The organism is Terrabacter sp. Root85 (assembly GCF_001429185.1).
GTDB lineage: Bacteria > Actinomycetota > Actinomycetes > Actinomycetales > Dermatophilaceae > Terrabacter.
In genome coordinates, this window is record NZ_LMIW01000008.1 from 380,076 (window position 1) to 404,723 (window position 24,648).

Annotated in this window: 23 protein-coding genes; 16 read left to right on the top strand and 7 right to left on the bottom strand. The window is 70.5% G+C overall.

Features of this window, described 5'->3' with window-relative positions; all coding sequences use genetic code 11:
- Positions 1–99 precede the first annotated feature (99 nt).
- The 8 genes from ASE25_RS08315 (at position 100) to ASE25_RS08350 (ending at position 9,668) form a co-directional block, all read left to right on the top strand.
- Positions 100–1,548 carry a gamma-aminobutyraldehyde dehydrogenase gene (locus ASE25_RS08315; RefSeq protein ID WP_056824664.1) on the top strand — a complete coding sequence of 483 codons (1,449 nt, stop codon included), beginning with the start codon at positions 100–102 and terminating at the stop codon, positions 1,546–1,548.
- 130 nt (positions 1,549–1,678) lie between these two features.
- A complete protein-coding gene (locus ASE25_RS08320; protein ID WP_056824667.1) occupies positions 1,679–2,923 on the top strand; it encodes a spermidine/putrescine ABC transporter substrate-binding protein in 1,245 nt (414 codons plus the stop codon).
- Complete coding sequence (locus tag ASE25_RS08325; RefSeq protein ID WP_056772413.1) at positions 2,920–4,044, top strand: ABC transporter ATP-binding protein; 1,125 nt, start codon at positions 2,920–2,922, stop codon at positions 4,042–4,044. The genes ASE25_RS08320 and ASE25_RS08325 overlap by 4 nt, the downstream gene beginning before the upstream one ends.
- On the top strand, positions 4,037–4,987 hold the full coding sequence (locus ASE25_RS08330) for an ABC transporter permease (RefSeq protein ID WP_200959028.1): 951 nt from the start codon (positions 4,037–4,039) through the stop codon (positions 4,985–4,987). Before ASE25_RS08325 ends, ASE25_RS08330 begins: the two co-directional genes overlap by 8 nt.
- Positions 4,987–5,781: an ABC transporter permease gene (locus ASE25_RS08335; protein WP_020142720.1), complete on the top strand. Its 795-nt coding sequence runs from the start codon at positions 4,987–4,989 to the stop codon at positions 5,779–5,781. Before ASE25_RS08330 ends, ASE25_RS08335 begins: the two co-directional genes overlap by 1 nt.
- A 6-nt stretch (positions 5,782–5,787) precedes the next feature.
- Positions 5,788–7,035 carry a saccharopine dehydrogenase family protein gene (locus ASE25_RS08340; RefSeq protein ID WP_056824670.1) on the top strand — a complete coding sequence of 416 codons (1,248 nt, stop codon included), beginning with the start codon at positions 5,788–5,790 and terminating at the stop codon, positions 7,033–7,035.
- 61 nt (positions 7,036–7,096) lie between these two features.
- Complete coding sequence (locus tag ASE25_RS08345; protein WP_056824673.1) at positions 7,097–8,566, top strand: NAD-dependent succinate-semialdehyde dehydrogenase; 1,470 nt, start codon at positions 7,097–7,099, stop codon at positions 8,564–8,566.
- A gap of 85 nt (positions 8,567–8,651) precedes the next feature.
- Positions 8,652–9,668 (top strand): DnaB-like helicase C-terminal domain-containing protein, encoded by a 1,017-nt coding sequence (locus ASE25_RS08350; protein ID WP_056824676.1) that lies wholly within the window; start codon positions 8,652–8,654, stop codon positions 9,666–9,668.
- A 119-nt stretch (positions 9,669–9,787) separates the two neighbouring features.
- Here the strand turns inward: ASE25_RS08350 and ASE25_RS08355 are convergent, their stop codons facing one another.
- Together ASE25_RS08355 and ASE25_RS08360 are read right to left on the bottom strand one after the other, a co-directional pair.
- Positions 9,788–10,135: a barstar family protein gene (locus ASE25_RS08355; protein WP_056824679.1), complete on the bottom strand. Its 348-nt coding sequence runs from the start codon at positions 10,133–10,135 to the stop codon at positions 9,788–9,790.
- A complete protein-coding gene (locus tag ASE25_RS08360) occupies positions 10,132–10,608 on the bottom strand; it encodes a ribonuclease domain-containing protein (protein WP_056769965.1) in 477 nt (158 codons plus the stop codon). The genes ASE25_RS08355 and ASE25_RS08360 overlap by 4 nt, the downstream gene beginning before the upstream one ends.
- Before the next feature lie 74 nt (positions 10,609–10,682).
- Between ASE25_RS08360 and ASE25_RS08365 the strand changes: the two genes are divergently transcribed.
- The 8 genes from ASE25_RS08365 to ASE25_RS08400 all read left to right on the top strand — a co-directional run bounded on the left by ASE25_RS08365 (position 10,683) and on the right by ASE25_RS08400 (position 18,557).
- Positions 10,683–11,993, top strand: a complete 1,311-nt coding sequence (locus ASE25_RS08365; RefSeq protein ID WP_157623366.1) for a hypothetical protein — start codon at positions 10,683–10,685, stop codon at positions 11,991–11,993.
- 64 nt (positions 11,994–12,057) lie between these two features.
- Positions 12,058–12,579, top strand: coding sequence for a pyridoxamine 5'-phosphate oxidase family protein (locus ASE25_RS08370; protein WP_056769959.1), 522 nt, complete (start codon positions 12,058–12,060; stop codon positions 12,577–12,579).
- A 33-nt stretch (positions 12,580–12,612) separates the two neighbouring features.
- A complete protein-coding gene (dxr, locus tag ASE25_RS08375; RefSeq protein ID WP_056824685.1) occupies positions 12,613–13,815 on the top strand; it encodes a 1-deoxy-D-xylulose-5-phosphate reductoisomerase in 1,203 nt (400 codons plus the stop codon).
- Between the two features lie 87 nt (positions 13,816–13,902).
- Positions 13,903–15,249 (top strand): RIP metalloprotease, encoded by a 1,347-nt coding sequence (locus ASE25_RS08380; protein ID WP_056824688.1) that lies wholly within the window; start codon positions 13,903–13,905, stop codon positions 15,247–15,249.
- Positions 15,250–15,314: 65 nt separating this feature from the next.
- A complete protein-coding gene (gene ispG, locus ASE25_RS08385; RefSeq protein ID WP_056769951.1) occupies positions 15,315–16,475 on the top strand; it encodes a flavodoxin-dependent (E)-4-hydroxy-3-methylbut-2-enyl-diphosphate synthase in 1,161 nt (386 codons plus the stop codon).
- Between the two features lies 1 nt (position 16,476).
- Positions 16,477–17,154 (top strand): hypothetical protein, encoded by a 678-nt coding sequence (locus tag ASE25_RS08390; RefSeq protein ID WP_056824689.1) that lies wholly within the window; start codon positions 16,477–16,479, stop codon positions 17,152–17,154.
- Positions 17,155–17,269: 115 nt separating this feature from the next.
- A complete protein-coding gene (locus ASE25_RS08395) occupies positions 17,270–18,115 on the top strand; it encodes a GNAT family N-acetyltransferase (RefSeq protein ID WP_235508605.1) in 846 nt (281 codons plus the stop codon).
- 31 nt (positions 18,116–18,146) lie between these two features.
- A complete protein-coding gene (locus tag ASE25_RS08400) occupies positions 18,147–18,557 on the top strand; it encodes a MauE/DoxX family redox-associated membrane protein (RefSeq protein WP_056824692.1) in 411 nt (136 codons plus the stop codon).
- Between the two features lie 4 nt (positions 18,558–18,561).
- Here the strand turns inward: ASE25_RS08400 and ASE25_RS08405 are convergent, their stop codons facing one another.
- The 5 genes from ASE25_RS08405 to mmsA form a co-directional block, all read right to left on the bottom strand.
- Complete coding sequence (locus ASE25_RS08405; RefSeq protein WP_056824695.1) at positions 18,562–19,416, bottom strand: GNAT family N-acetyltransferase; 855 nt, start codon at positions 19,414–19,416, stop codon at positions 18,562–18,564.
- 68 nt (positions 19,417–19,484) lie between these two features.
- Positions 19,485–20,288, bottom strand: coding sequence for a methyltransferase domain-containing protein (locus tag ASE25_RS08410; RefSeq protein WP_056824698.1), 804 nt, complete (start codon positions 20,286–20,288; stop codon positions 19,485–19,487).
- A 117-nt stretch (positions 20,289–20,405) separates the two neighbouring features.
- Positions 20,406–21,509 carry a sugar-binding protein gene (locus ASE25_RS08415; protein WP_056769931.1) on the bottom strand — a complete coding sequence of 368 codons (1,104 nt, stop codon included), beginning with the start codon at positions 21,507–21,509 and terminating at the stop codon, positions 20,406–20,408.
- Between the two features lie 128 nt (positions 21,510–21,637).
- Entirely contained in the window at positions 21,638–22,936 is a 1,299-nt protein-coding gene (gene mmsB / locus ASE25_RS08420; RefSeq protein ID WP_056769927.1) for a multiple monosaccharide ABC transporter permease, read from the bottom strand.
- A 65-nt stretch (positions 22,937–23,001) separates the two neighbouring features.
- Positions 23,002–24,543, bottom strand: a complete 1,542-nt coding sequence (mmsA, locus tag ASE25_RS08425) for a multiple monosaccharide ABC transporter ATP-binding protein (RefSeq protein WP_056772404.1) — start codon at positions 24,541–24,543, stop codon at positions 23,002–23,004.
- Positions 24,544–24,648 lie beyond the last annotated feature (105 nt).

Consider the following 24,648-nt stretch of genomic DNA (forward strand, 5'->3'; position numbering starts at 1 on the left):
CTGTGGAACGCGCTGTTGGCAAGTCCCCGCGCAACTGATTCCGAAGATTTATCTCGACAAGTCTTCACGATTGCGAAGGTATGTGTTTAGCATTCCCGCATGACTTCGCAGCCGCGCCAGCTCCGCAACTTCATCGGTGGCCAGTACGTCGACCCCGACGCCGACGCGACGACCGACGTCGTCGACCCGTCCACCGCACAGGTCGTGGCCACGGCCCCCGTCAGCTCCCAGGCGGACGTCGACCGGGCGTACGCCGCGGCGGCCACCGCGTTCGAGACGTGGGGCGACACGACCCCCGGCGAGCGGCAGGCCGCCCTGCTGAAGTTCGCCGACGCCATCGAGGCCCGGGCCGACGACTTCATCCGCCTCGAGGGTGAGAACACCGGCAAGCCGCACGCGCTGACGCAGAGCGAGGAGATCCCTCCGATGCTCGACCAGCTGCGCTTCTTCGCCGGCGCCGCGCGGGTGCTCGAGGGCAAGTCGGCGGGGGAGTACATGAAGGGCCACACGTCCTTCGTCCGCCGCGAGCCGATCGGCGTCGTCGGCCAGGTGACGCCGTGGAACTACCCGATGATGATGGCGATGTGGAAGATCGCCCCGGCGCTCGCCGCTGGCAACACCATCGTCCTCAAGCCCTCCGACACGACCCCCGAGACGACCCTGCTCCTCGCCGAGCTCGCCTCGGAGTTCCTGCCCGAGGGCACCTTCAACGTCATCACCGGCGACCGCGAGACCGGCCGCATGCTCGTCGAGCACCGCACGCCTGCCCTCGTCGCCATCACCGGCTCGGTGCGTGCCGGCATGCAGGTCGCCGAGAGCGCGTCGCGCGATCTCAAGCGCGTCCACCTCGAGCTCGGCGGCAAGGCGCCGGTCATCGTCTTCGACGACGCCGACATCGAGGCCGCCGTGGAGGGCATCGCCATCGGTGGCTACTTCAACGCCGGGCAGGACTGCACCGCCGCGACGCGTGTCCTCGCCGGCCCCCGCATCCACGACGACTTCGTCGCCGCGCTCGCCGAGTACGCCAAGGGCTCGGCCAAGGTCGGCATGCCCGACGACCCCGACGCCCTCTTCGGCCCCGTCAACAACCCGAACCAGGTCGCCCACGTCGGCGGCATGATCGACCGCCTGCCCGACCATGCCCGCATCGAGGCCGGCGGCCGCCGCGCCGAGGGCCTCGGCGAGGGCTACTTCTTCGAGCCCACCGTGCTCGCCGGCCTGCGCCAGGACGACGAGCAGATCCAGAACGAGATCTTCGGACCCGTCATCACGGTGCAGCAGTTCAGCGACGAGGCCGAGGCGCTCGCGTGGGCCAACGGCGTGCAGTACGGCCTCGCGTCGTCGGTGTGGACGCGCGACTTCGGCAAGGCCATGCGCATGAGCAAGCGGCTCGACTTCGGGTGCGTCTGGATCAACACCCACATCCCGGTCGTCGCCGAGATGCCGCACGGGGGTTTCAAGCACAGCGGCTACGGCAAGGACCTGTCCATGTACGGGCTCGAGGACTACACCCGCATCAAGCACGTCATGGCCAACATCGACTCATGAGCTCACGCGCCGTCCGTTCCGGACGGCGCGTACTCGTCTGTCGCACAAGGTATCCGACAGCAGCACTGTCTCGGGTCAGCGTTGATCCCCTCCACCACCCGACCCCCACGAAACCCCTGGAGATGAACCCATGAACGAGAGCTCCTTCGACAAGGACAACCCGATCCTGCGCGCCGCCCTCATGCGCGGTCTCGTCAGCCGGCGATCGGCCATGATGGGCGCGGCCGGCGTCAGCGCGGCGGCCTTCCTTGCCGCCTGCGGCTCAGCGGGGAAGAACCCGACATCGGGTGCTGCCGGCACGGGCGCGGCGAAGAAGACCGCGGCAGCCGCCACCGACATGTCCGACAGCGAGAAGATCATCAACTGGTCGAACTGGACCGAGTACATCGACGTCAACGACAAGACCAAGTCCCGGCCGACGCTCGAGGCGTTCACGAAGCAGACCGGCATCAAGGTCAACTACTCCGAGGACTACCTCGACAACGACGAGTTCTACGCCAAGGTGCGTCCGCTCCTCGACGGCGGCAAGGACACCGGCCGTGACGTCTGGTGCAGCACCGACTGGATGGTCGCCCGCCTCATCCGCCAGGGCTACGTCCAGAAGCTCGACCTCGCCAACATCCCGAACGCCAAGAATCTCGATGCCTCCCTCCAGGAGGTCGAGTTCGACCCCGGCCGGCTCTACTCGCTGCCCTGGCAGAGCGGCTTCGCCGGCATCGGCTACAACCTCAAGGCCACCGGCGGCAAGAAGATCGAGACGATCACCCAGCTGCTCACCGACCCGTCGCTCAAGGGCAAGGTGACGTTGCTGACCGAGATGCGCGACACCGTCGGCCTCGTGATGATGGAGCAGGGCAAGGACATCTCGAAGTTCACCGACGCCGACTTCCAGGCCGCTATCGACGTCATCCAGCAGGCCAAGGACGCCGGCCAGATCAAGGGCTTCACCGGCAACGAGTACACCGACGGGCTCGCCAAGGGCGACATCGCCGCCTGCGTGGCCTGGACCGGCGACGTCGTCCAGCTCCAGTTCGCCGACCCCAACATCCAGTACACGCTGCCCCAGAAGGGCTTCACGCTCTGGTCCGACAACTTCGTCATCCCGGCGCTGGCCAAGCACAAGAAGAACGCCGAGAAGCTCATCGACTACTACTACGACCCCGCCGTCATGGCCCAGGTCGAGGCCTACGTCAACTACATCGCGCCCGTCGCGGGGACCAAGGAGGAGCTGGTGAAGATCGACGAGTCACTGGCCTCCAACCCGCTCATCGTCCCGCCGGCGGACGTGCTGGCCCGGGCCCAGGTGTTCCGCGGCCTCAGCCCCGCCGAGGAGACGAAGTACTCCAAGATGTACGCGTCGATCACGGCCGGCTGACGGTGGACACGAGCAAGGGCGACCTCTCGCTGGTCGCGCTCACGAAGTCGTACGGGTCGTTCACGGCGGTGCAGCCGCTCGACCTCACCATCGAGGCGGGATCGTTCTTCGCCCTGCTCGGCCCGTCGGGCTGTGGCAAGACGACGACGCTGCGGATGATCGCGGGGCTCGACGCGCCGACGAGCGGGCGGATCCGCATCGGTGAGAAGGACATCACCGACACCAAGGCCTACCAGCGCAACGTCAACACCGTGTTCCAGTCCTACGCGCTCTTCCCGCACATGACGGTCATCGACAACGTCATGTTCGGCCTGAAGCGCCGGGGCGACAAGGACGCCAAGCGCAAGGCGCAGGAGACGCTCGAGCTGGTGCAGCTGGCCCAGGTCGGCGACAAGCGTCCGACCCAGCTCTCCGGTGGCATGCAGCAGCGCGTCGCGCTCGCGCGTGCCCTCGTCAACCGCCCGGACGTGCTCCTGCTCGACGAGCCGCTCGGGGCGCTCGACCTCAAGCTGCGACGCCAGATGCAGATCGAGCTGAAGCGGATCCAGCAGGAGGTCGGGCTGACGTTCATCCACGTCACGCACGACCAGGAGGAGGCCATGACGATGGCCGACCGGATCGCCGTGATGAACGCCGGGCGGCTGGAGCAGCTCGGTGACCCGGCGACGCTCTACGAGATGCCGCGGTCGACCTTCGTCGCGAACTTCCTGGGCCAGTCCAACCTGCTGAGGGCCCAGGTGCTCGGGGGGCCGTCCGACGACGGCGTGGTCCGCGTGCGCAGCCACGACACCGAGCTCGAGGTGTCCCGTGAGCACCTGCCCGACGGCGTGACCGACGTGTGGCTCGGCGTGCGCCCGGAGAAGCTGCGTCTCGGCGAGGCCGGTGGTCCCAACCGGCTGCGCGGCATCGTGCGCGATGTCTCCTTCACCGGCGTGGCCACGCAGTACATCGTCGAGATGCCCTGGCGCCAGGAGCTGACCGTCGTCCAGCAGAACGACGGCACAGCGCGGGCCACGCTCGGGGAGACCGTCACCGTGTCGTGGGCCGCGGCGCACGGGTTCGCCCTCGACGCGTCGCAGGACGCCGAGGCCGGTGCGGAGCTGGTGGACGAGCATGGCTGAGTCCGGGGTCCTGCCGACCGCGCCCACGAGCGCGTCGCCGAGCACGCCACGGGCGGCCGGACCCCTGGCCGAGCCGCGCAAGCGGCGCAACTGGGTGCCGTACGCCCTGCTCCTGCCCGGGATGCTGTGGCTCGTCGTGTTCTTCGTCCTGCCGATGATCACCCTCGGGTCGCAGTCCCTGCAGGAGGGGAACGTCGACGACGGCTACGTGTTCACGGGCAACGTCGGCATCTACGTCGACGCCTTCCAGCAGTACTGGCCGCAGATGGTCCGGTCGCTGCTCTACGCGGGGTCCGCGACGGTGCTCGCGCTGCTGCTCGGCTACCCGTTGGCGTACTTCATCGCGCAGAAGGCCGGACGCTGGAAGAACGTCGTCCTCGTGCTCGTCGTCGCCCCGTTCTTCACGAGCTTCCTCATCCGCACGCTGGCCTGGCGCACGATCCTGTCCGACGACTGGTTCATCACGCAGTGGGCGCGCAAGCTGCACATCACCGACCTGCTGCAGGCCGTGGGCCTGACGAGCAACGACTCGCTGCTGTTCTCGCAGTTCGCGGTGATCATGGGCCTGACCTACAACTTCCTGCCCTTCATGATCCTGCCGCTCTACACCTCGCTCGAGCGGCTCGACCCTCGGCTGCTCGAGGCGGCCGGAGACCTCTACGCGTCACCGTGGCAGACGTTCCGCAAGGTCACCTGGCCGCTGTCACTGCCGGGCGTCGTCGCCGGCACGCTGCTGACCTTCATCCCTGCGGCCGGTGACTTCATCAACGCTCGCCTGCTCGGCAACACGCAGACGACGATGCTCGGGTCGGTCATCGACGCGCAGTTCCTCCGGGTGCTCGACTACCCGCTGGCCGCCGCCCTGTCGTTCATCATGCTCCTGACCATCGTGACGATGGTGACCATCTACGTCCGCAAGGCCGGAACGGAGGAACTGCTGTGATGGCCTGGATCAAGAGGCACCTCATCGCCTTCGCCGCGCTCGCGGTCCTCGTCTACATGCTCGTGCCCAACATCGTCGTGGCGGTCTTCTCGTTCAACGAGCCGAAGGGCAAGTTCAACTACAGCTTCAACGAGTTCTCGACTGCGGCGTGGACCAACCCGTGCGGCACCCAGGGCATCTGCGAGTCGCTCGGGCTGAGCCTGCAGATCGGGCTCATCGCGTCGATCACGGCGGCGATCCTCGGCTCCATGATCGCCTTCGCGCTCGGGCGCTACCGGTTCCGGGGCCGCTCGGCGACCAACCTGCTCATCTTCATGCCGATGGCCACGCCCGAGGTCGTCATGGGCTCTAGCCTGCTGACCCTCTTCCTCGCACTGGGCGTGCCCTCCGGCGAGGGCGCGATCCTCATCGCGCACATCATGTTCTGCGTGTCGTTCGTCGTCGTGGCGGTCAAGGCCCGCGTCGCCACGCTCGACCCGAAGCTCGAGGAGGCGGCCGCCGACCTCGGTGCCAACCCGACCCAGACGTTCCTGCGCGTCACCCTGCCGCTCGCGGCCCCGGGCATCGCCGCGGGCACCCTGCTCGCGTTCTCGCTCAGCTTCGACGACTACATCATCACCAACTTCAACGCGAGCCCGAGCTCCATCACGTTCCCCATGTTCGTCTGGGGTGCGACGGCCCGCGGCGTCCCCGTGCAGGTATACGTCATCGGCACCGTCATGTTCCTCCTCGCCCTGTTGTTCGTCGTGACCGGCCAGGTCATCGGCAAGCGGCGCAACCGTCAGGTGGCCTGAACGCCCATGCGTGTCCTCATGATCGGCTCCGGCGGGGTCGGTGACGCCGCCGCGCGCATCGCCGCCGAGCGTGGCTTCTTCGAGCGCTGGGTCGTCGCCGACTACGACGTGACGCGTGCCGAGCGCACCGTCGCGGCCGTGGCCGGCCGTCATCCCGGGGAGGCTCGTTTCGTCTCGGCCCAGGTCGACGCCTCGTCGGCCGAGGCGGTGACGGCGCTCGCACGCGAGCACGGGGCGACCCATGTCTTCAACGCCGTCGACCCGAAGTTCAACATGCCGATCTTCACGGGCGCCAAGGCCGCCGGGGCCGACTACCTCGACATGGCGATGAGCCTGTCGCAGCGGCATCCCGAGCAGCCCTACGAGAAGGTCGGCGTCATGCTCGGCGACGAGCAGTTCGCCGTGGCAGGGGAGTGGGAGGCCGACGGTCGCCTCGCGCTCGTCGGCATCGGCGTCGAGCCGGGGCTCTCCGACGTCTTCGCCCGCTACGCCGCCGACCACCTCTTCAGCGAGATCGACGAGCTCGGCACGCGCGACGGCGCCAACCTCGTCGTGCACGACGACGACGGCAACGAGGTCTTCGCCCCGAGCTTCTCGATGTGGACGACGATCGAGGAGTGCCTCAACCCGCCCGTGGTCTGGGAGAGGGATCGCGGATGGTTCACGACCGCGCCCTTCAGCGAGCCCGAGGTCTTCGACTTCCCGGAGGGCATCGGGCCGGTCGAGTGCGTCAACGTCGAGCACGAGGAGGTGCTCCTCATGCCGCGCTGGGTCGACGCCGGGCGGGTCACCTTCAAGTACGGCCTCGGCGACGAGTTCATCACCATCCTCAAGGTCCTGAACACCCTCGGCCTCGACCGCACCGAACCGATCACCGTCAAGGGCGTGCAGGTCTCGCCCCGCGACGTCGTCGCGGCGGCACTACCCGACCCCGCGACCATCGGGCCCCGGATGACGGGCAAGACGTGCGCCGGCCTCTTCGTGACCGGCACCGGCAAGGACGGTCAACCCAGGCGCACGTACCTCTACCACGTCGTCGACAACGCCGAGACGATGGCGGCCTACGATGCGCAGTGCGTCGTCTGGCAGACGGCGGTCAACCCCGTCGTCGCCCTCGAGCTGCTGGCCCGGGGCACGTGGAAGGGGGCCGGCGTCCTCGGTCCCGAGGCGTTCGACGCCGTCCCGTTCCTCGACCTGCTCGCGGCACCCAAGCCCGAGGGCTACGGCTCCCCGTGGGGCATCGACGAACGCTGAGCAGCACTCGCAGGGACAGGGGGCCGACGGTGGACACGACGACAGGAATAGGGTTCCAGGCATGGCAGCGGTGACGCAGAAGTCAGTGATCGACTCGGTGCCCAAGGGCCTGCTCATCGGCGGGCAGTGGCGCGACGGCAGCGACGGGCAGACCATCGCGGTCGACGACCCGTCGAGCGGCCGGGTGCTGACCCACGTCGCGGCGGCGTCGGTCGCCGACGGCCGGGCCGCCCTCGACGCCGCCGTGGCGGCGCAGGCCGACTGGGCCCGTACGGCGCCGCGCGACCGCGGCGAGCTGCTGCGGTCGGCCTACGAGAAGATCACCGAGCGCGCGGAGGAGTTCGCGATGCTCATGACGCTCGAGATGGGCAAGACGCTCGCCGAGAGCCGTGGTGAGGTCACCTACGGTGCGGAGTTCTTCCGCTGGTTCTCCGAGGAGGCCGTGCGCATCTCGGGGCGTTGGTCGACGGCTCCCAACGGGGCGACCCGGCTCATGACGATGAAGCAGCCCGTCGGCCCGACGCTGATGATCACGCCGTGGAACTTCCCGCTCGCGATGGGCACCCGCAAGATAGGCCCGGCCATCGCGGCCGGCTGCACGATGGTCGTCAAGCCGGCCAGCCAGACGCCGCTGACGATGCTCGCGCTGGCCGAGCTGCTCCGCGAGTGCGGGCTGCCCGACGGCGTGCTCAACGTCGTCATGACGACGCACGCGACGACGGGCGACGTCATGGAGCCGCTCATCCGCGACCCGCGCCTGCGCAAGCTGACCTTCACCGGCTCGACGCCCGTGGGCCGCTCGCTCATGGAGCAGGCCTCGCAGGGCATCCTGCGGGTCTCGATGGAGCTCGGCGGCAACGCCCCGTTCCTCGTCTTCGAGGACGCCGACGTCGACCGGGCCGTCGACGGCGCGATGCTCGCCAAGATGCGCAACATGGGCGAGGCGTGCACCGCCGCCAACCGCTTCTACGTCCACGAGTCGCTCGCCGACGAGTTCAGCGCCAAGCTGGCCCGCCGGATGGGTGCGCTGACGCTCGGCAAGGGCACGAAGAAGGGCGTCGACGTCGGCCCCCTCGTCGACGAGAAGGCCCGCGACAAGGTGTCGGCCCTCGTCGACGACGCCGTCGCCAAGGGCGCGAAGGTCCTCGTCGGCGGCTCGGCCCCGAAGGGTGCCGGCTGGTTCTACGAGCCGACCGTGCTCGCGGACGTGCCGACCGACGCCGACATGGCCCGCGAGGAGATCTTCGGACCGGTCGCGCCCGTCACGACCTTCCGCACCGACGCCGAGGCCATCCGCCTGGCCAACGACACCGAGTACGGCCTCGTCGCCTACCTCTTCACCCAGGACCTCTCGCGGGCCATCACGATGAGCGAGGCGCTCGAGTACGGCATGGTCGGCGTCAACCAGGGCATCGTCTCCAACCCGGCCGCCCCCTTCGGCGGCGTCAAGGCGTCCGGCGTCGGGCGTGAGGGCGGCTTCGAGGGCATCGACGAGTACCTCGAGACGAAGTACGTCGGCATCGCCCTCTGACGACGGCTGGGCCGGCAGCCCACGCGCTTTCGGGACATTCACGGAACCCGCCCGGCACGCTGCCGCCCTGTGGTGCAATCTGCGCATGGTGACACCAGCCGGCTCCCGCGACGCGGGGTCCCTGCGCCCGCTCGGCGCCCTGCTCAGCGAGACCGACGACGTGCTGCGACGCGGGTCGCCGGCCGGTGCGCGCGTGTGGTCGACCGGCTTCCCGGCGCTCGACGCCGTCCTGACCGGTGGCCTGCGCTCCGGTGAGCTCGTCCTGCTCGGCGGGCCGGCCGGCCACGGCAAGACGACGATCGGCCTCCAGCTCGCCCGCAACGTCGTCGCCGCGGGCGCCACCGCCCTCGTCCTGTCCTACGAGCACGAGAGTCACACGCTGCTCGAACGGCTCATCTCGATGGAGGCCGCCGAAGGCGACCCCGGCGAGGTGGCCGGGGTCATCGACGTGCGGCGCGCGCTCGAGACGGCCGACCACGGCGGCTCGCTCGACACCGTGCTGGGCAGCCTGCCCGGCGGCCGACGCGCCCTCGCGGCGCTCGGCAGCTACGGCGACCGGCTCCAGATCCACGAGTCGTCCGGCGCGACGACGACCCTCGACACGATCCGCGCGACCGTCGACCGCGTCACGGAGGCGACGGGCCAGGCGCCCTTCGTGCTGCTCGACTACATCCAGAAGGTGCCCGCCGACCGGGGCGAGGAGGACGATCGCATCACCGCCGTCGCCGAGGGGCTCAAGGACCTGGCCCTCTCCGCCCGCGTGCCCGTCGTCGCCATCTCGGCCGCCGACAAGGAGGCGCTCGCCGCGGGACACCGGATGCGCACGCACGACCTGCGCGGCTCCTCGGCGCTCGCCTTCGAGGCCGACGTCGTGCTCATCGTCAACGACAAGGTCGATGTCGTCTCGCGAGAGCACCTCGTCTACAACCTCGGCAACATCCAGCGTTTCCGCGGCTGGTCGGTCGTCAGCGTCGAGAAGAACCGCCACGGCAAGGCCCACGTCGAGCTCGAGTTCGCCAAGGACTTCGAGCACGGCCGCTTCCACACGGAGGGCCAGGAGGTCACCGAGCGGCTCATCGACGACCGGGTCTTCGTCTCCTGAGCCGTCCCACCCGATCGCGTATGCCGTCCCGTGGCGTGTGCCGTCCCGTCGCGTCCGCGCGCCCGCGCCGTCGCACGCGGGTGCCGTGACGGCATACGCGGTCCCGGCCGTCTCGCCGGCTAGCGGGTGATGACGGTGACGTGGAGGTCGTCGCGCTCGTCGGCGACCTGCTCGAGGATCTCGAGGACGGTGTCGTAGGCGCCGCGGTCGTGCTCGCGCAGGGTGGCGGCGTGGTCCCAGACGAGCTCGAGGGGCACGCCCCGGGCGCCGTCGAGGTCGCGCAGCGCGTCGAGCAGGGCGTCCCAGTTGTGCCCGAACCAGTCGGGCAGCTCGAGTCCGGATGCGAACGCGTCGAGCACGCCGGCCTTGTCGTTCCCGCCCGAGACGACGCGCACGTCGTGGCCGAGCCAGGCGAGCTGGGCGATGTGGTCGTCGGCCTCGCTGTGCCGGCCCAGGAACGTCGTCACGTGCCCTCCCTGATCCGGCTGAACGATGCGTAGTGGTCGTCCGTCCAGTATCGCTCGCCGCTGCTGCCGGTGATGATGCGCCGGGCCCCACGGTCGGCGGATCCCGGTGTCACGACGGTGAACTCGCGGTAGTAGCCGCTCGTGTGCGGCGGCAGGATGCGCTCGCGGTTGTCGAAGGTGCGGTTGTCGCTGCGGGGGTAGGGGAACGGGCCGCCGGCGCGGATCAGGGCCATCGTCTCGCGGGCCTGCGCGGGCAGGGCCGACTCGGCGACCCAGGGCAGGCCCGAGACGGGGTCGGTGTCGCCGGTCGCAGGGGTGCCGCTGGCGGCCGGACCACTGGCCGAGGTGCCGCGGGCCGAGGACGCGGCCGGGGACGACGGACCCTGTGCGGCGCGCACGACGACCCAGGCCAGCACGACGAGGGCCACGGCGAGCACGCCGAGGAGGACCTGGCGCGAGCCGAGCGTCTTCACGTCGTCATCATGCCCGAGGAGGCAATGGTCCGAATCCTCTGACGGCGCCGCGCCGCTGGGGGAGACTGCGGCACGTGAGCCTTCTACGCGGCCTCTTCGGGGAGCGGGGCGGCCGGCGTGACGAGCCGGCACCCGCGGTCGTGGCGCGCGACGTCGGTCACCGGGTCTTCGTCGAGCGCCCTTCCGAGCAGGTCTGGCCACACCTCGTCGCCCCCGGGCCGGGGGCCGAGCTCGGTGTCGACTGCGTGCGGGTGCTCGCCCTGCCGGCTGCGGGCCCGGCGGGACTGCCTGAGTTCGCCGGGGTCTGGCGGCGGTCGAACGGTCGGCTCTGGGTCGGGCTCAGCACCGTCGTCGCGGTCGAGCACGGGGTCCAGGTCGTGTCCCGGTCGGCCGACGGTGCGACGGCGCTCACCCTGACGACGACGGTGGAGCCGCTCGACGGCGGCTGCGTCGTCGCCCAGCGGCTCGACGGCCTCGCACCCTCAGACCCCGTGGCGGAGTTCGCCCGGGCCTGGATGGCGCGGGCGCTGCTCGGGCTCAAGGCGGACGTCGAGGGGAACCCGCGCAGCCGGACGGCGGACCAGACGGCCGACGGACCGGTCGAGGAGGCGATGGCGAGCGGCTTCGTCGGACACGGTGTCGCCACGGCCGGCGGCCCCGGGGTCCTGCCCGTGCACGAGACGGCCTCGATCGAGGTCGCCGTCGCCCCCGACCGGCTCCGCGAGCTGCTCGAGCAGCCGTCGTCCGAGCAGCTGCTCAAGCCGTCTCTCGAGCAGCTCGTGCGCCTCGAGCTCGCCGACGAGCCCGGACGCGAGCACGTGCTCGCGGTGCACCGCCACGACGACGGGCGCCGGGCCGCCTCGGTCTCGCTCCTCACCCCGGCGTCGGAGCCCGGGCGGACCGTCGAGCGGGACCTCACCTCCTCCCACGAGGCCGACGTCGTCACGACGGTCGAGCCGTGCGCGGTCGGCGCCCGCCTCACCGAGACCTTCACCGGCTGGCTCCCCGCCGGGCCCGGTCGCGTCGTCGACGGCTCCGGGATCGCCGCGCTCATGGCCACCCGTCTCGCCGTCGTCAAGAACGTCGCCGAGGCCGGTGTCGTCCCGCAACGTGACCCGAGCACCGGCTTCCTGCCGCCCGGCCAGGTGCCGGACCTGCCGCCCCCGTCGCGCCCGCCGACGAGCGGGGCGCCACTGCCGCCGGTGGCCTCCGGTCCGTCCGCACCGGGCGCCGCCCACGCCGTCGGCGCCCGCCCGTCCGTCCCGTCGAGCGTCCTGCTCCCGCCGCCGCACGTCGCGGCACCTGCGGCCGGCTACGACGTCGGGCCGTGGCGGATGTGGACCGACGACGGCTTCTATGCCGCGAGCGAGGCCATGTGGTGGTGAGGGCCCGCCCAGGTCAGCAAGGACGATCAGGTCCGTCGTCGGTGCTCGGCGCTAGCGTCGGAGGATGCTCGAGACACCTGACGAGACAGCCGCCCTCCAGGCCCTGCTCGACGCCTCGCACGCCAAGGCGTCGGGCCACCTGCGGAGCATCATCGACGACGACCGCACCCTGACCGCCGAGCAGCTCGTCGCGCTGCTCACCGGCATGAAGGTGCTCTCCGTGGCCACCGTCACCGCGGCGGGCGAGCCGCGCATCAGCGCCCTCGACGGCCACTTCCTCCACGGCACGTGGACGTTCAGCACCGCCGGCACGTCGGCCAAGGCCAAGCACCTCGAGACGCGGCCCGCGGTGAGCGTCGCGCACGTCGACGGCGAGGACCTCGCCCTGTTCAGCCACGGGTACGCCGACCTCATGCCCCCGGGACCGGAGCGCGACGAGGTCGAGGCCCACTGGACCGCCCACTACGGCAGCAGCCCGTGGTCCTGGGCCGACGACATCCGGATGTACCGCCTGCGCATGACCTGGGCCGTCGCCTACGCCTTCAAACGCGACGAGCTGCTCCGGTCGAGGGGAGTGACCGCCTGACCGCAGTGCCGTGGCCTGCGGGAGAATGCCGGGGTGACTGACACCTCGGCGCGCCCCCGCCGCATCCTCCTGCTCGGCTCGACCGGCTCGATCGGCACGCAGGCCATCGACCTCGTCCAGCGCAACCGCGACCGCTTCGAGGTCGTCGGGCTCTCCGCCGGCTCCAACCTCGACCTCGTCGCCGAACAGGCCGTCGCGCTCCGCACCCCCGTCGTGGCCGTCGCGAGCGGGACGCCGGACGACCTCGCCGCAGCGCTCGCGCGCGCGTCCGACGCGGCCGGCGTGACGGCATACGACCCCGAGCTGCTCGTCGGCCCCGAGGCGAGCACGACGATCGCCGCGCGGGAGGCTGACGTCGTCGTCAACGGCATCACCGGGGCCATCGGCCTCGAGCCCACCCTCGCCGCGCTGCGCGCCGGCACGACGCTCGCGCTCGCCAACAAGGAGTCGCTCATCATCGGCGGCCCGCTCGTCAAGGCGCTCGCGGCCCCCGGCCAGATCGTGCCCGTCGACAGCGAGCACTCGGCGATCGCCCAGTGCCTGCGCGGCGGCCGCGCCGAGGAGGTGCGCCGGCTCGTCGTCACGGCGAGTGGTGGCCCGTTCCGCGGTCGGTCGCGTGACGAGCTCGCCGACGTCACCCCCGAGCAGGCCCTCGCGCACCCCAACTTCGCGATGGGCCGCGTCATCACGACGAACTCAGCGACCCTCGTCAACAAGGGCCTCGAGGTCATCGAGGCGCACCTGCTCTTCGACATCCCGTTCGAGCGCATCGATGTCGTCGTGCACCCGCAGCAGATGATCCACTCGATGGTCGAGTTCGTCGACGGCTCGACGATCGCACAGGCGGGGCCGCCGCGGATGCTCGTGCCGATCGCTCTCGGGATGTCCTGGCCCGAGCGCATCGCCGACGCCGACGTGCCCGTCGACTGGACCCGGGCGCAGTCGTGGGACTTCGAGCCGCTCGACGACGACGCCTTCCCGGCGGTCTCTCTCGCCCGTCGGGTGGGGGAGGCCGGTGGCACGTGGCCGGCCGTCTACAACGCCGCCAACGAGGTCGCCGTCGACGCCTTCCACGAGGGCCGCATCGGCTTCGTCGACATCGTCGACACCGTCGCGCACGTCGTCGACGCGTATGCCGCCGAGCCGGCCTCAGGGGTCAGCGACCTCACGCTCGACGACGTCCTCGCTGCCGACGCCTGGGCCCGCCAAACCGCCCGGAGCACCATCGCCGGGTAGGCCACGGTTCGAGGTGTTCCACGGTCACCGGTGGCCGTGGAACACATCGACGCGGGAATCACAGGAAGTCGATGTGACAATGGAGGGGTGCTGTTCTTCCTAGGGGTCCTGGTCGTCGTCGTCGGTGTGGCGCTCAGCATCGCGCTGCACGAGATCGGCCACCTCGTGCCGGCCAAGAAGTTCGGGGTCAAGGTGACCCAGTACATGGTCGGCTTCGGCCCGACGGTCTGGTCGCGCAAGCGTGGCGAGACCGAGTACGGCATCAAGGCGATCCCGCTCGGCGGCTACGTCCGGATGATCGGGATGCTCCCGCCCCGCCCCGGTGACAAGCCCGGCGAGCTGCGCACCCTCTCGACCGGCCGCTTCAGCCAGATGGTCGACCAGGCCCGGGCCGACTCGATGGAGGAGGTCAAGCCCGGCGACGAGGACCGCGTCTTCTACAAGCTGAGTCCCGGCAAGAAGATCGTCATCATGCTCGGCGGGCCGGTCATGAACCTCATCATCGCGTTCGTCCTCATCACGGGCGTCATCACGCTCTACGGCCTGCCGCAGGTGGCCCCCAAGGTCGGACTCCTCTCGGCGTGCGTGCCGACGACGGCCCCGACGCTGCAGGTGCCGCAGCCCGCCTGCAAGCCCGGCGATCCCGTCGCGCCGGCCAAGGCCGCGGGCCTGCAGGAGCGCGACCGCATCCTCTCCGTCGACGGCAAGCCGGTCAGCACGTGGGACCAGGTCACCGCGGCCATCCGCGACAGCAAGGGCGCCACGATGGCGTGGGTCGTCGAGCGCGGCGGTCAGCAGGTCACGATCGCGATCACGCCCGCCGTCCTCGAGCGCGCCACGTACGACGACCAGGGCAACCCCGTCGCCAAGGACGGCAAGCCCGTCCTCGCCTCGATGGGCTTCGCGGGCATCACGCCCGGCCAGGAGCTCGTCCGCACCCCCATCGCGCAGGCGCCCGGCTTCGTCTGGGACCGGATCGTCGACACCGCCTCGATCATCGTCAAGATCCCCGAGAAGATGACCGGCGTCGTCCAGGCCGCGTTCGGGTCCGAGGCCCGAGACCCCAACGGCCCCATCTCCGTCGTCGGCGTCGGTCGCATCGGCGGCGAGGTCGCGGCGCTCGACATCCCGGCCGACGAGGGTGGCAACTGGGTCAAGCTCGCCCAGCTCATCCTGCTCATCGCCTCCCTCAACCTGGCCCTCTTCGTCTTCAACCTCATCCCGCTGCTCCCGCTCGACGGCGGTCACGTCGCAGGAGCCCTCTGGGAGGCCGTCAAGCGGGGCTGGGCGCGACTGCGGCACCGTCCCGACCCCGGCTTCGTCGACGTCGCCAAGGGGCTGCCCATCGCGTACGGCATGAGCCTCGTCCTCATCACCATGTCGGTGCTGCTCATCTACGCCGACATCGTCAAGCCGATCAAGCTCTTCGGCTGAGCAGGCTGAGACGGCCATCCCACCTCCCCGGCTCCCGCTTCGGCGGGGCGCGACATAATGGCGGCATGAGCGTCTCCCTCGGTATGCCGCCCCTGCCCCCGCCGGTCCTCGCCCCGCGGCGACAGACCCGCCAGATCCAGGTCGGCAAGGTCGGTGTCGGGAGCGACTTCCCGGTCTCGGTGCAGTCGATGACGACGACGCCCACGACCGACATCAACGCGACGCTCCAGCAGATCGCCGAGCTGACGGCCTCCGGCTGCGACATCGTGCGCGTGGCCTGCCCGAGCCAGGACGACGCCGACGCCCTGCCGGCGATCGCGCGCAAGAGCCAGATCCCGGTCATCGCCGACATCCACTTCCAGCCGAAGTACGTCTATGCGGCCATCGACGCCGGCTGCGCAGCCGTGCGCGTCAACCCGGGCAACATCCGCCAGTTCGACGACCAGGTCAAGGAGATCGCCAAGGCGGCCAAGGACGCCGGCGTCTCCATCCGCATCGGCGTCAACGCCGGCAGCCTCGACAAGCGGATCATGGAGAAGTACGGCAAGGCGACGCCCGAGGCGCTCGTCGAGTCGGCGGTCTGGGAGGCGGGCCTCTTCGAGGAGCACGACTTCCACGACTTCAAGATCTCGGTCAAGCACAACGACCCGGTCATCATGGTGCGCGCCTACGAGCTGCTCGCCGAGCGCGGCGACTGGCCACTCCACCTCGGTGTCACCGAGGCCGGCCCCGCCTTCCAGGGCACCATCAAGTCGGCGACGGCCTTCGGCGCCCTCCTCTCGCGCGGCATCGGCGACACGATCCGCGTCTCCCTCTCGGCCCCGCCGGTCGAGGAGGTCAAGGTCGGCATCCAGATCCTCCAGAGCCTCAACCTGCGCCCGCGCAAGCTCGAGATCGTCTCGTGCCCCTCGTGCGGCCGCGCCCAGGTCGACGTCTACACGCTCGCCGACCAGGTCACCGCCGGCCTCGAGGGCATGACGGTCCCGTTGCGCGTCGCCGTCATGGGCTGCGTCGTCAACGGCCCGGGGGAGGCCCGCGAGGCCGACCTCGGGGTCGCGTCCGGCAACGGCAAGGGCCAGATCTTCGTCAAGGGCGAGGTCATCAAGACCGTCCCCGAGGCGCAGATCGTCGAGACGCTCATCGAGGAGGCGATGCGTCTCGCCGAGGAGATGGGCGAGCCGGTCGACGAGGAGTCGGCCGGGGCCCCGAGCGTCTCCGTCAGCTGAGGTGCGTGCCCCCGTCCGCTCGACCGAGCGGTATGCCGTCCTGCGCGACCTCGCCGAGCGTGTCGTCGCGCTCCGGCCGGGTGAGCGCGTGGCCGTGGCGGTCGACGGGTTCGACGGCGCCGGCAAGACGGTCCTCGCCGACCAGCTGGCCGAGGTGATCGGCGGTCTCGACGCCGCGCGTGACGTGCTGCGCGTCACCATCGACGGCTTCCACCGGCCCAGGGCCCAGCGCATCGCGCGGGGTCGCGGGCCGGAGACCTTCTACGAGGACTCCTACGACTACGACGCGTTCCGGCGCGCCGTCGTCGAGCCCTTCCGTCGGGGCGAGCCGGTCACCCCCGCCGTCAACGACGTCGAGGCCGACGAGCCGGTGCGGCCCGCCCCCGTCGCCGTCGGGCCCGACACGGTGCTGCTCGTCGACGGGATCTTCCTCCAGCGTCCCGAGCTCACCGAGGCCTGGGACGCCGCCGTCTGGGTCGACGTCCCCTTCAGCGTCTCGGTGCCCCGGGGCAACGCCCGCTTCGGGGACGGCCACGACCCCGACCCGGCGGCGGAGGCGAACCGCCGCTACGTCGAGGGCCAGCGGCTCTACCTCGCGGCCGCCGACCCGCGGGCCCGTGCGACGTGGGTGCTCGACAACACCGACCTCGAGCGGCCCGTCCTCGTCGCGCCACGCTGAGACCCACCCCGACAGCTGCCCGGCGGCTTTCCGGCAGCTGCCTGCACGGTGGTCGTGACGGGTTCGTGAGGCGCGCCGGGGTGACACCCGGCCCGCGGGCAGGCACTCTTGGGTGGTGCTCCGCCAACGCCTCCCCGTGCGACCGCTGTCGGTGGTCGACCACGACGCCGCGCTCGAGGTGTGCGCGCGTGACCGGGTGGCCAACGCCTTCGTCGCCGCCCGCATCGTCGAGGGATCGCTGCGCACGTCCCCGGGCGCGCTCCTCGGGCACTGGGGGGACGGTGAGCTGCGCGGCCTCGCCTGGGTCAGCGCCAACGTCGTGCCGGTGGAGCTCGACGACGACGGCGTCGCGGCCGTCGCGTCGCGGATCAGCAGGATGCGCCGTCAGTGCGCCTCGATCTTCGGCCCGAGCGGGCAGGTCGGCGGTCTGTGGGACCGGCTCGGCCCGACGTGGGGCCCTGTTCGCGCGATCCGCACCCAGCAGCCGCTGCTGACGACGCGCACGCGCCCGTCGGCTCTCGGCCTGAGCCTCGACGCCGGTGTGCGCCCGGCGCGGATGGACGAGGTCGATCTCGTGCTGCCCGCTGCGGCACACATGTTCACCGAGGAGATCGGCTACCCGCCCTACTTCGGCTCCGACCGCGGCTACCGGGCGAGCATCGCCGCGCTGATCCGCGCCGGCCACACCTTCGTCAAGATCGAGGACGGCGAGGTCGTCTTCAAGGCCGACGTCGGCTCGCTCGCCCTCGGCTGCGCCCAGGTCCAGGGGGTCTGGCTGCACCCTCGGCTGCGCGGACAGGGTCTCTCGGTGCCGGCCATGGCGAGCGTCGTCGAGCAGGTGCTGTCAGGCCTGGCCGACGAGGTGTCGCTCTACGTCAACGACTTCAACGTCGCGGCCCGGGCGACCTACGAGCGGTGCGGTTTCCGCGAGGTCGGCTCGTTCACGACGGTGCTGCTCTAGAGTCCTCGGGAGCCCGGCCTAGGGTGGGCTCATGAAGACCGCGACGAATGCCCCGCTCGGCAAGGACGCCATCGCCCTGGCCGGCCTCTTCCTCACCTCGGGCACGATGCACTTCGTCAAGCCCGAGCCCTTCGAGGCGATGGTGCCGAAGCAGCTGCCGTCTCGTCGCGCACTCGTGTATGCCTCCGGCGCGCTCGAGATCGCCTGCGCCGTGGGGCTGTTCGTCCCTCGCACGCGTCGCGTGGCCGGTCTCGCGTCGGCGGCCCTTCTCGTCGCGGTCTTCCCGGCGAACGTCAGGATGACGGGCCACGCCAAGCGTCGCCTCGACCGGAAGCCGGACGACGCGAAGCGGCAGGGCTACCTCGCCGCGACCGTCGCGCGGCTGCCGCTCCAGTGGCCGATGATCCGCACGGCGCTGCGCGCCGGGGGAGTGATGCGCTGAGGCGTCAGGCCTGCTCGCCGAACGCGATGCTGATGCTGTCACCGACACGGCGGTAGCCCATCGCCGTGTAGATGGCGTTCGACGTCGGGTTGGCGAGGTCGGTGTAGAGCATGCAGGCCTCGCCCGCGTCGAGGCGGGCGCTGCTGAGGGCGGCGACGACACCGCTCGCGTAGCCGTGTCCGCGCAGCTCCGGTGGGGTCCACACCCCTGAGATGCGGGTGACGCCGCCGCTGGCGGGGGAGGCGTAGGCCATCGACACGGTGCGCCCGGCGTCCTCCCAGAGGCCCACCCGTCCGTCGGTGACGTGCCGGTCGAGCGACGGGACGACCCGGCCCTCGCCCTCGATCGCGTCGACGAACTGCTGGTGCCAGCCGTCGACGAGCGCCGTGTCGGCGTCCGTCGCGAGCCGGAAGGAGCCGCTCACCTCGAAGGGCACGTGCGGCGGGGTCGGGAGGTCGAAGCGGCCCACCTCCATGGCGACCCTCGACGTCGCTCCCGTGCGCGCGACCCACTCCGTGGCGAAGGCCTCGGCCGGTCTGCGCTGGCCGCCGACGCCGGGCAGCACGTCGCACTGGTCCGCGAGCAGGGCCGCGAGGTCGCGGGCCTCGTCGGCGCTGGCGAGCGCGATGTGCAGCGGATGGGGCGGCGTGTGCATGAACGCGCCGACGACCTCACCCGACGCGTCGGTGGCGGCCCACCACCGGGCCCCGACGTAGCGGCTGCGGTCGACGACGAGACCGTGCGTCACGCTCGCGACGACGCTCAGTGCCTCCGGCTCGCGCGCCACGAGGCCCGCGAACCGAGCCTGTGCCTCGGCGGCGTCGGTGACGAGCGTGAACGTGCTGGAGGAGCGCGACATACGGCAACTCTCGCAAAGGACGCGGACGCGTCGCGAGCCGTTTGACGGGCAGCCGACCGGTGACCGGGTCAGACGTGGGCGACGACCTCGGCGTGGGTCATCGCGAACCACGCGTCGGGGTGCCTCGACCAGTCCTGCCACGCGGCGCTGATCTCCGCGAGCTCGTCGGCCGTGACGAGACCGCGCTCGAGCGCCTGCGTCGCGAAGGTCGACTCGAGCGTGCGCCGCGCCCACGTGCCGCCCCACCACGCGCACTGCTCGGGCGTCGCGTACGTCCACAGCGAGGCCGACGGCGTGAGCCGGGAGAGACCGGCCGCGTGCGCCCAGGCGACGAGGTGGCGGCCGGCGTCCGGCTCGGCGTGGTTGAGGCGCGCGAGGCGGTGGTAGAGCTCGAGCCAGCGGGTCATCTCCTGCGACGCCGGGTGCCACACCATCGAGGCGTAGTCGACGTCGCGCACCGCGACGATGCCGCCCGGGCGCGTGACCCGCGTCATCTCGCGCAGGGCTCCCACGGGGTCGGTGAGGTGCTGGAGCACCTGGTGGGCGTGGACGACGTCGAAGGACCCGGCGGCATACGGAAGGGCCATGACGTCGGCGCGCTCGAAGCGGGTGCGCTCGTCACCTCGCGCGGCGGCGTGGCTGCGGGCCTGCTCGAGGGGGCCGTCGACGTTCTCGACCCCGACCACGACGCCCGAGGGGCCGACGGCCGCGGCGAGGTCGAGGGTGATCGTGCCGGGCCCGCAGCCGACGTCGAGGACCTGCAGGCCGTCGTGCAGGTGGGGGAGCAGGTAGGCCGCCGAGTCTGCGGCGGTCCGCGCGCCGTGCGACGCGAGGACGCTCGGGTGGTGCCCGTGGAGGTAGACGTCCGCCATGGCGCGACGCTACGCCTCGTCCGCGGCACGCGGTGGGGCCGTCCACGCACGACGAAGGCCCGCCCCTGGAACGGGGCGGGCCTCCACCGAGTGCGGAAACCGGGTGGTGGTCTCAGCTCACTTGGTGAGCGGGGCCAGCGTCGGGTCGTTCGCGTAGGCCTCGGCTGCGTTCTCCTTGGTCACGATGACCGGGGGGAGCAGGTTGGCCGGGACGACCTTGACACCGTTGTTGTAGGACTTGGTGTCGTTGACCGTCGGGGCCTGGCCCTTCTGGAGGGCGGTGACCATGGCGATGGTCTCCTTGACGAGGTTGCGGGTGTCCTTGTTGATCGTGGAGTACTGCTCACCCGCCATGATCGACTTGACCGACTCGACCTCGGAGTCCTGGCCGGTCACGATCGGCACGGGCTTGCCGGCCGCCTTGACCGACGTGATGATCGCGCGGGCCAGCGTGTCGTTGGGCGACAGGACGCCGTCGAGCGCCGCGCTCGTGTAGTTCGCCGCGAGGAGCGTGTCCATGCGCTTCTGGGCGTTCTCGGCCTTCCAGCCCTGGGTGACGACCTGGTTGAAGTCCTTCTGGCCGGACGTGACCTTGAGGGTGCCGTCGTCGATCTTCGGCTGGAGCACCTTCATGGCGCCGTCGAAGAAGACCTGGGCGTTCGCGTCGTCGGGCGAGCCGGCGAAGAGCTCGATGTTGTACGGGCCGTTCGGCTTCTTCTTGGCCATGCCGTCGAGCAGGGCCTGACCCTGCAGCTCGCCGACCTTGAAGTTGTCGTAGGCCACGTAGTAGTCAACGGCCGCGGTGTTCTTCACGAGACGGTCGTAGGCGATGACGGTCGCGCCGGCGTCCTTGGCGGCCTTGAGCTGGGTGCCCAGCTGCGAGCCGTCGATGGCGCCGACGACGATGACCTTGGCGCCCTTGGTGACCATGGCCGAAATCTGGTTCTGCTGCTCCGAGACGCCGCCGTTGGCGAACTGGACGTCGCCCTGGAAGCCGGCTGCCGACAGGCCGTCCTTGAACAGCTGCTCGGCGAGCACCCAGTTCTCCGACGTCTTCTGGGGCAGGGCGATGCCGATGACGGCGTTGGCGGGGAAGCCCGCCGCGGCGGATCCGCCGTTCGATGCGCCCGGCGTCGTGCCGGTGTCGCTGCTCCGACCGCAACCGGTCAGAACAAGGGCGGCCACAGCCGTGACGCCCAGCACCTTGGTAAAGGTACGCATGTGCTCTCTTTCCTCTCATCGCGTCCGGGCGGAGCGCGGATCCCTCTCGGTCGCGGGCGGGCGCCCTGACCGGGTCTCTGGTGGTTCTTGGGTGGGTTTGGGGGGCTTTCGTCGGGCCGAGCCGGGGCTCAGCTGGACTGGCGGATGGTCTCGGAGACGGGAGTCGTCTCGGTGGCCGCGGACGGCGACGGTGGGGCGGACGAGTCGTCGTCGCTGCCGCCGCGTCGGAAGTTGCGGGTCAGCATGCCGAGGAGCGACACGCGGCCCTGCGACTTGTTGTAGACATCGAAGGCGACGGCGACGAGGAGCACGAGGCCCTTGATCATCTGCGTCGCGTCGGCGCCGATCCCCTTGAGCTGCAGGCCGTTGTTGAGCACGGCCATGACGAGGCCTCCGACGATGGAGCCGACGACGGTGCCGACACCGCCGGTGACGGCGGCGCCACCGATGAAGACGGCCGCGATGGCGTCGAGCTCCCAGCCGACACCGTCGGACGGGCCGGAGGCGGTCGAGCGCGCCACGAAGATCATGCCGGCGAGGGCCGCCAGGATCGACATGTTCATCATGACGAGGAAGTTGACCTTCTTGCTCTTCACACCGGACAGCTCGGCCGCGTGGCGGTTGCCACCGACGGCGTAGATGTGGCGGCCGATGACGGTGCGGTTGGAGATGAAGCCGTAGAGCAGGACGAGCACGGCCAGGATGATCCCGGAGATGGGGAAGGACGTGCCGGGGCGGCCGGAGCCGAAGAGCAGCGTCGCACCGATGATGGCGGCGCAGATGAGGCCGAGCCGCACCCACATGACCCACGCCTCCTCGACGTCGGCACCGAGCTTGACGAGGGCGCGACGGCTGCGGAGGCTGCCGACGACGATCCCGACGGCGAGCAGCAGCCCGATGAGGACGGTGAGGTTGTTGTAGCCGGTGTCGGGCCCGACCTCGGGGAGGTAGCCGCCGCCGATGACCTGGAAGTCCTCGGAGACCGGCACCGAGTTGGACTTGCCGACGTACTGGTTCGCGCCGCGGAAGAGGAGCATGCCCGAGAGCGTCACGATGAACGCCGGGATGCCGACGTACGCGGTCCACATCCCCTGCCACGCCCCGACGAGGGCGCCGATCGCGAGGCCGAGGAGGATGCCCATCCACCAGCTGAGGTTCCAGTCACGCATCGCGATGGCCACGCAGATGCCGACGAACGCCGCGACGGAGCCGACGGAGAGGTCGATGTGGCCGGCGATGATGACGAGCACCATGCCGATGGCGAGCACGAGGATGTAGGAGTTCTGCTGGAAGATGTTGATGACGTTGTCCGGCGTGAGCGTCAGCCCGCCGGTCCAGATCTGGAAGAAGATGATCAGCGCCACGAGGGCGAAGATCATGCCGAGCTGACGGGTGTCGCCACCGAAGATCTTCTTGACCTTGTCCATGGGTGCAGTCCTGGCTGTGTCGGGTGTGGATGGGGGAGGTGTCGGGTCCGGCGTCTCGGCGCCGGTCACGCGCTCTCGCGCGTGGTCGCCTGGGAGCCGCCGTGGGTGCGCCGGGTCATGAGTCGCATCAGGGACTCCTGGTCGGCCTCCTCACGGGACAGCACGCCGGTGACCGCGCCCTCGGCGATCGTGTAGATGCGGTCGGACAGGCCGATCAGCTCGGGGAGCTCGGACGAGACGAGGATGACGCCCTTGCCCTCCGAGGCCATCCTCTGGATGATCCCGTAGATCTCGAACTTGGCGCCGACGTCGATGCCGCGCGTGGGCTCGTCGAGGATGAGCAGGTCCGGCTCGGTGAAGAGCCACTTCGCGAGGACGACCTTCTGCTGGTTGCCGCCGGAGAGCTTCGAGACCCCCTCGTCGACGTTGGGAGCCTTGGTGCGCAGGGACTTTCGATAGGACTCGGCGAAGTTGTACTCCTCGCGCTCGTCGACGACGAAGCCGTGGGTGATGCGCGAGAGCCGCGCCGACACCGTGGTGCGCTTGATGTCGTCGAGGAGGTTGAGACCCAACGTCTTGCGGTCCTCGGTGACGTAGGCGAGGCCGGCGTCGATGGCATCGGAGACGGACCGCAGCCGCACCTCCTTGCCGTCCTTGAGGATGGTGCCCTCGACGTAGGTGCCGTAGGAGCGGCCGAAGAGGCTGCGCATGAGCTCGGTGCGCCCGGCGCCCATGAGGCCGGCGAAGCCGACGATCTCGCCGCGGCGGACGAAGAAGTCGCTGTGCTTGGCCACGAGCCGGTCGGCGACGCTCGGGTGACGCACCGTCCAGTTGCGCACCTCGAAGAAGACCTCGCCGATGTCGGGGGTGTGGTCGGGGAAGCGCGACTCGAGGTCACGACCGACCATGCCGCGGATGATGCGGTTCTCGTCGACGCCGTCCTCCTTGACGCGGAGGGTCTCGATCGACTTGCCGTCGCGGATGATGGTGATGGAGTCGGCGATCTGCTCGATCTCGTTGAGCTTGTGACTGATCATGATGCAGGTGACGCCCTTGGAGCGCAGCCCCGCGATGAGGTCGAGCAGGTGCTGGGAGTCGCCCTCGTTGAGCGCGGCGGTCGGCTCGTCGAGGATGAGCAGCTTGACGTCCTTGGAGAGCGCCTTGGCGATCTCGACGAGCTGCTGCTTGCCGACGCCGATGTCACGGATCTTGGTGTCGGGCTCCTCCTCGAGGCCGACGCGGGCGAGCAGCTCGCGCGCCTTGACGCGGGTCGAGAGCCAGTTGATGACGCCGCTCTTGGCCGTCTCGTTGCCGAGGAAGATGTTCTCGGCGATCGACATCTCCGGGATGAGCGCGAGCTCCTGGTGGATGATGACGATGCCGGCGTGCTCGCTGTCGCGGATGTTGTTGAACTCGCACAGCTGGCCCTCGAAGTGGATCTCGCCGTCGTAGGTGCCCGCGGGGTGCACCCCGGAGAGCACCTTCATGAGGGTGGACTTGCCGGCGCCGTTCTCCCCGCAGATCGCGTGGACCTCTCCGCGGCGCACGGCCATGGAGACGTTCGAGAGCGCCTTGACGCCGGGGAACTCCTTGGTGATGTCCCGCATCTCGAGGATGACGCTGCCGGGCGGGTTCGCGGCAGGGGCCGCGGCGCCGGTGCTGTCCGCACCCGAGGATCCAGGAGCCGGGATGGAGGGGTCGCTCATCTGGTC

What these genes read in the sequence shown, in the direction of transcription:
- ASE25_RS08410 (WP_056824698.1), bottom strand. Translation starts at nt 20,288, where the DNA reads ATGGCGGACGTCTACCTCCACGGGCACCACCCGAGCGTCCTCGCGTCG.
- mmsA (WP_056772404.1), bottom strand. Translation starts at nt 24,543, where the DNA reads ATGCGGGACATCACCAAGGAGTTCCCCGGCGTCAAGGCGCTCTCGAAC.
- ASE25_RS08345 (WP_056824673.1), top strand. Translation starts at nt 7,097, where the DNA reads ATGGCAGCGGTGACGCAGAAGTCAGTGATCGACTCGGTGCCCAAGGGC.
- ASE25_RS08335 (WP_020142720.1), top strand. Translation starts at nt 4,987, where the DNA reads ATGGCCTGGATCAAGAGGCACCTCATCGCCTTCGCCGCGCTCGCGGTC.
- ASE25_RS08315 (WP_056824664.1), top strand. Translation starts at nt 100, where the DNA reads ATGACTTCGCAGCCGCGCCAGCTCCGCAACTTCATCGGTGGCCAGTAC.
- ASE25_RS08330 (WP_200959028.1), top strand. Translation starts at nt 4,037, where the DNA reads ATGGCTGAGTCCGGGGTCCTGCCGACCGCGCCCACGAGCGCGTCGCCG.
- ASE25_RS08340 (WP_056824670.1), top strand. Translation starts at nt 5,788, where the DNA reads ATGCGTGTCCTCATGATCGGCTCCGGCGGGGTCGGTGACGCCGCCGCG.
- ASE25_RS08320 (WP_056824667.1), top strand. Translation starts at nt 1,679, where the DNA reads ATGAACGAGAGCTCCTTCGACAAGGACAACCCGATCCTGCGCGCCGCC.
- ASE25_RS08405 (WP_056824695.1), bottom strand. Translation starts at nt 19,416, where the DNA reads ATGTCGCGCTCCTCCAGCACGTTCACGCTCGTCACCGACGCCGCCGAG.
- ASE25_RS08370 (WP_056769959.1), top strand. Translation starts at nt 12,058, where the DNA reads ATGCTCGAGACACCTGACGAGACAGCCGCCCTCCAGGCCCTGCTCGAC.
- ASE25_RS08350 (WP_056824676.1), top strand. Translation starts at nt 8,652, where the DNA reads ATGGTGACACCAGCCGGCTCCCGCGACGCGGGGTCCCTGCGCCCGCTC.
- ASE25_RS08415 (WP_056769931.1), bottom strand. Translation starts at nt 21,509, where the DNA reads ATGCGTACCTTTACCAAGGTGCTGGGCGTCACGGCTGTGGCCGCCCTT.
- ispG (WP_056769951.1), top strand. Translation starts at nt 15,315, where the DNA reads ATGAGCGTCTCCCTCGGTATGCCGCCCCTGCCCCCGCCGGTCCTCGCC.
- ASE25_RS08400 (WP_056824692.1), top strand. Translation starts at nt 18,147, where the DNA reads ATGAAGACCGCGACGAATGCCCCGCTCGGCAAGGACGCCATCGCCCTG.
- mmsB (WP_056769927.1), bottom strand. Translation starts at nt 22,936, where the DNA reads ATGGACAAGGTCAAGAAGATCTTCGGTGGCGACACCCGTCAGCTCGGC.